The sequence below is a fragment of the Herminiimonas sp. genome (assembly GCF_030645555.1).
Taxonomy (GTDB): Bacteria; Pseudomonadota; Gammaproteobacteria; order Burkholderiales; family Burkholderiaceae_D; genus Oxalicibacterium.
Map to the genome: position 1 here is coordinate 1 of NZ_JAUSME010000208.1, position 5,456 is coordinate 5,456.

Sequence of the window (5,456 nt, forward strand, 5' to 3'; positions counted from 1 at the left end):
TGAAAGCCTTATCCGGTCAGGAGTACGTATAGTCTAGTCCAAAAAACGGCCAGGGGAAATAATTTCCAACCCCTGGCCGATTGTGACTTAGCTATGATTTGCTTATGGCTTGATCATGGCTTCACAGACGCTTGGCAAGGTTTTGCCATGTTTCGACCACGGAATCCGGATTGAGCGACAGTGAAGTAATGCCTTCCTTCATCAGCCAGGCGGCAAAATCCGGATGATCCGACGGCCCCTGGCCGCAGATACCGACATACTTGCCCTGCTTGCGACATGCAGCAATCGCGCGCGAGAACAAGGCCAGTACGGCAGGGTCCCGCTCGTCGAAATCGGCGGCCAGAATTTCCATGCCGGAATCGCGATCCAGGCCCAGCGTCAATTGCGTCAAATCGTTGGAACCGATAGAGAAGCCGTCGAAGTACTCGAGGAACTCTTCAGCCAGAATCGCGTTGGACGGCACTTCGCACATCATGATGATGCGCAAGCCATTTTCACCGCGTTTCAAACCATTCTTCGCCAGCAGGTTGATGACTTTTTCTGCCTGCCCGAGGGTACGCACGAACGGCACCATGATCTCGACATTGGTCAAGCCCATTTCTTCGCGCACGCGCTTCATCGCCAGGCATTCCATCTCGAACGATTCGGCAAAGTCCGGCGCCAGGTAACGCGCCACGCCACGGAAACCCAGCATAGGGTTTTCTTCATCCGGTTCGTAACGCGAGCCACCGATCAACTTCTTGTATTCATTCGATTTGAAATCGGACAGACGCACGATGACCGGCTTCGGCCAGAAAGCCGCGCCGATAGTCGCAATGCCTTCAGCCAGCTTGTCGATGTAAAACGCCTTCGGCGAGGCATGGCCGCGTGCGACGGATTCCACAGCCTTTTTCAAGTCAGGATCGATGTGCGGATATTCCAGTATCGCTTTTGGATGCACGCCGATATTGTTGTTGATGATGAATTCCAGGCGCGCCAGGCCGACGCCGGCATTCGGGATCGACTGGAAATCGAAAGCCAGTTGTGGATTGCCGACGTTCATCGTGATCTTCAACGGCAATTCGGGCAAATCACCGCGTGCGATTTCAGTCACTTCGGTTTCCAGCAAGCCGTCGTAGACCTTGCCTTCGTCACCTTCGGCGCACGATACCGTCACCAGTGCGCCATCCTTGAGCAATTCAGTGGCATTGCCACAACCGACAACTGCCGGCACGCCCAGCTCACGCGCAATGATCGCCGCGTGACAGGTACGGCCGCCGCGATTGGTGATGATCGCTGAAGCGCGTTTCATGACCGGTTCCCAGTTAGGATCGGTCATGTCCGCCACCAGCACATCGCCCGGCTGCACACGTTCCATATCGGCTGCATCCAGAATCACACGCACCGGACCGGCGCCTATCCTCTGGCCGATGGCGCGACCCACGGTCAACACGGTGCCGCTACCTTTCATCCTGAAGCGCTGCTGTACATCGTGCGCATTTTGCTGCGACTTGACGGTTTCCGGACGCGCTTGCAGGATGTAGAGCTTGCCATCCAGGCCATCCTTGCCCCATTCGATATCCATCGGGCGACCGTAATGTTTTTCGATGATGACGGCGTATCTCGCCAGTTCGACGATTTCATCATCGGTGAGCGAATAGCGATTGCGCATGCCGATAGGTACATCGACGGTCTGCACTGAATGACCCGCCTTGGTTTCAGCGGTGAATTCCATCTTGATCAGTTTGGAGCCGATGTTGCGACGTATGATAGGCAGCTTGCCCAGTGCCAGCATCGGTTTGTGCACATAGAATTCATCCGGATTGACGGCGCCCTGGACGATGGTTTCGCCGAGGCCGTAGCTGGATGTGATGAAAACCACATCCTCGAAACCGGATTCGGTATCGATACTGAACATCACTCCAGCCGCACCCAGATCGGAACGGACCATGCGCTGCACACCCGCCGACAAGGCGACTTCGGCATGCGTGAAGCCTTTGTGTACGCGATATGAAATGGCGCGATCGTTGTACAGTGAAGCGAAGACATGCTTGATCGCTTCCAGCACATTGTCGATGCCGACCACATTGAGGAAGGTTTCCTGCTGGCCGGCAAACGATGCATCCGGCAAATCTTCTGCGGTAGCCGAAGAGCGGACGGCAAATGACATTTCCTTCGACGAATCCGCCGCAAGGCTGGCGTAATAGTGGGTGATTTCTTCCAGCAGACGCGGCTGGAATGGCGTCTCGCCTATCCATCGTCGGATTTCAGCCCCCGCTTGTGCCAGCGCACGCACGTCGTCGGTATCCAGATCAGCCAGGCGATCGGCAATGCGCTGCGCCAGACTCAAACCACCGTTGACGCTATGTGTCAGGAAATCCCTGAACGCATGCGCAGTGGTGGCAAAACCACCCGGCACCCTGACACCAGCTTCTGCAAGCTGGCTGATCATTTCACCTAATGAAGAATTTTTCCCGCCGACGGAATCCACATCGGACATCCGCAAGTGTTCGAAGGAGATGACATAACTTCCTTCTGTCGGGTCAGGCTTGCTCCCCGTGTTTAATGCATTCGACATAACAACCTCTGTTTTGATGATAAGAAATCTTCATGCGTGCCTTTCCTAGGCGACAGTTTTTGTTATTCTTCGAGAGAGCCGCAACAAGTTAGCAATTGACCGCCATTTTACAGAAACCCATCCAGATGCGCATCGCAGCGCAGCATTTTTTAACTTACACGACCCTTACAAATCAGCCATGCCTAATCCTGTTGATATCACTACGCCAAACGCGCGCACTGTTTTTTTTGTCTCCGATGGCACCGGCATCACTGCTGAAACCTTTGGTCATTCGGTATTGACGCAATTCGAATTGCGCTTCAGGCAAATCCGTTTACCCTTCATAGACACGCTGGACAAGGCTTATGATGCATTGCGGAAAATTAATGAGGCATTTGCCGCTGACGGACAGCGTCCCATCGTTTTTTCCACGCTGGTAAAAGCCGATCTGTCGAATGTGGTGCGTCTATCCAAAGGCATGCACATGGATCTGATCCAGACCTTTGTCGAACCGCTGGAGCAGGAACTCGGCGTCAAATCGACGCACACGATAGGTCGCAGTCACACTAGCACCGATTCAGAAGAATATAAACAAAGGATAGAAGCGATCAATTTTTCGCTGGCGCACGACGACGGCCAGTCGAACAAGAATTTATCGAATGCCGATGTGATCCTGGTCGGCGTCTCGCGCTCGGGTAAAACGCCAACCAGCCTGTTTCTGGCGATGCAGTACGGCATCAAGGCGGCAAACTACCCATTGATCCCCGATGATTTCGAACGCGAAAAGCTGCCTGGCAGCTTGCTGCCATACAAGAGCAAGATATTCGGCTTGTCTATTGCCGCAGACCGGCTGGCAGAAATCCGCAATGAACGCCTGCCGGGCAGCAAATATGCAGCGCTGGAAAACTGTCGCTATGAAATCAATGAAGCGGAAAAAATGATGCGCCGCGAAGGCATACGCTGGATGTCATCGACCAGCAAATCGATAGAAGAAATTGCCGCGACGATTTTGCAGGAATTAAAATCGGAACAACGCCCCTATTGATGGCAATGTTAGCGAGCGATTTGCTGCCGGACCTGCTCAAAGAAGCAGACGGCAGAACTGGCCGCCACATTCAGCGATTCGATTTCGCCCAGATGCGGGATCGCAATCTGGTGAGTTGCCCGCGCCAGCAAATGATCTGCCACGCCCTGCCCTTCATGACCGAATAGCCACGCGACAGGCTGCGTAAGATCGAGATCGTAAAGCCGTTTTTCCGCATGCGAACTGGTCGCGATCACCGGCACAGCGGCATGATCCAGCAAGGCGGCGAGGTCTACGTTTTCAAATATCTCGAGCAGGAAATGTGCGCCCATGCCTGCACGCAAGACCTTGGGCGACCAGGCGAAGGTCGTCCCGGTGCTGCAAAAAACCTGCTTGATGCCGGCCGCTGCAGCGCTGCGCACGATGGAGCCGAAGTTGCCCGGATCCTGCACCTTGTCGAGCAAGACCGCCGATTGCGTCAAGCCTTGCGGCTGCTTCAATTCCGGTGTATCGATCACAAACAGGATATCGACGCCATGTTCGACCTGGCTCAGCGCATGGAACAGAGCATCGGGCAAGGCTATGCATTGCGTCGGGCCGGCTGCGCACTGCTGCACGATGACCGTCACTTCACTGTTGAGCATTGCTGTTTCGCTCACCACGCAGAGCGGCGGCATGCTCACTTTCTGGATATACGCTTCGCACAAATGCACGCCATCGAGCAGGGTGCGGCCCGCCTTGCGGCGCGCCTGCGAACTGGTGGCCAGATGCTTCAACTCCTTGTAGAGCGGATTGTCGCGCGATGAAATGGTTTTGATCGTCATGATGATGGCAGCAGGCTAGCGGGCAAGGGCAAACTCGCCCAGCAATGCGCGCACCGGCGCATACGATTTGCGATGTACTGGCGACACGCCGTGCAGGCGCAGGCGCTCCATATGCAAGGCGGTTGGATAACCCTTGTGTTGATCGAAGGCGTAATGCGGATACTGCAGATGCAGCAAGCCCAATGCATGGTCGCGCGCAGTCTTGGCGAGGATGGAGGCGGCGGAAATGGCCGGCACCTTGTCATCACCCTTGATGATCGCTTCGGCGCGCACCGAAATGACCGGGCACCGGTTGCCATCTATCAGCGCCAGCGTCGGCAATATGTGCAAGCCCTCTATTGCGCGGCGCATCGCCAGCATCGTCGCCTGCAGGATATTCAAGGTATCGATTTCCTGTTCCGAGCATTCGGCGATCGACCAGGACAGTGCATGCGCCTTGATTTCGATGGCCAGGGCATCACGCCGCGCTTCCGTCAGTTTTTTCGAGTCGCGCAAGCCTTCGATGGGCCGGGCCGGATCGAGGATCACGGCAGCGGCGAATACCGGCCCTGCCAGCGGGCCTCGCCCTGCTTCATCGACGCCGCAGATGACATCGTCGAGGTAATTGAATAGCGGAAGATTGAGATCGATTTTTTTCACCATGACGCCATCTTGTTTTTTGTATTTGCGGGCCACTCAGGCATGGCGCGATTGATCTATCAATTGCAGCACTGCCCTTGCGCTTTCGCCGGCAGTGTCGCGCAACAGAGTGTGGTGCATTTCGGTAAAGCGGCGCTGCAGGCGTTCGCGGTGTGGCCCATCCTGCAACTGCTGCCACAAGGCATCGGCCAGGGCCTGCGGTGTCGCTGCATCCTGCAGCAATTCAGGCACCAGAAATTCCTGCGCCAGTATATTCGGCAAGCCTATCCACGGCTGGTAACCCATATGACGCAATACATGCCAGGAGGCGCGCATCATCTTGTAGGCAATGACCATCGGTTTCTTGAACAAGGCGACTTCCAGCGATGCCGTGCCGGACGCCACCAGTACCGCATCTGCGGCAGCCAGGGCCTGATGCGACTGCCCGGCGATG

4 protein-coding genes and 1 pseudogene are annotated in these 5,456 nt (G+C 55.6%); 1 reads left to right on the forward strand and 4 read right to left on the reverse strand.

From position 1 onward, the window contains the following. Positions 1–121: 121 nt before the first annotated feature. Positions 122–2,557: a phosphoenolpyruvate synthase gene (gene ppsA / locus Q7T06_RS08025; RefSeq protein WP_304783122.1), complete on the reverse strand. Its 2,436-nt coding sequence runs from the start codon at positions 2,555–2,557 to the stop codon at positions 122–124. A gap of 178 nt (positions 2,558–2,735) precedes the next feature. Between ppsA and Q7T06_RS08030 the strand changes: the two genes are divergently transcribed. Further along, positions 2,736–3,581 carry a pyruvate, water dikinase regulatory protein gene (locus Q7T06_RS08030; protein WP_304783125.1) on the forward strand — a complete coding sequence of 282 codons (846 nt, stop codon included), beginning with the start codon at positions 2,736–2,738 and terminating at the stop codon, positions 3,579–3,581. A gap of 8 nt (positions 3,582–3,589) precedes the next feature. Here Q7T06_RS08030 and Q7T06_RS08035 read toward each other — a convergent pair whose 3' ends face one another. From Q7T06_RS08035 to Q7T06_RS08045, 3 genes and pseudogenes are all read right to left on the reverse strand, one after another. Next, positions 3,590–4,384 carry an RNA methyltransferase gene (locus Q7T06_RS08035; RefSeq protein ID WP_304783129.1) on the reverse strand — a complete coding sequence of 265 codons (795 nt, stop codon included), beginning with the start codon at positions 4,382–4,384 and terminating at the stop codon, positions 3,590–3,592. Positions 4,385–4,399: 15 nt separating this feature from the next. After that, positions 4,400–5,026: a ribonuclease HII gene (gene rnhB / locus Q7T06_RS08040; RefSeq protein WP_304783132.1), complete on the reverse strand. Its 627-nt coding sequence runs from the start codon at positions 5,024–5,026 to the stop codon at positions 4,400–4,402. A 33-nt stretch (positions 5,027–5,059) separates the two neighbouring features. Beyond that, positions 5,060–5,456 (reverse strand): annotated as a pseudogene (locus Q7T06_RS08045) (lipid-A-disaccharide synthase); the annotation flags it as partial.

Bases quoted from the DNA above. Each gene is read 5' to 3' on its own strand.
- ppsA (WP_304783122.1), bottom strand. From the start codon at position 2,557: ATGTCGAATGCATTAAACACGGGGAGCAAGCCTGACCCGACAGAAGGA.
- Q7T06_RS08030 (WP_304783125.1), top strand. From the start codon at position 2,736: ATGCCTAATCCTGTTGATATCACTACGCCAAACGCGCGCACTGTTTTT.
- rnhB (WP_304783132.1), bottom strand. From the start codon at position 5,026: ATGGTGAAAAAAATCGATCTCAATCTTCCGCTATTCAATTACCTCGAC.
- Q7T06_RS08035 (WP_304783129.1), bottom strand. From the start codon at position 4,384: ATGACGATCAAAACCATTTCATCGCGCGACAATCCGCTCTACAAGGAG.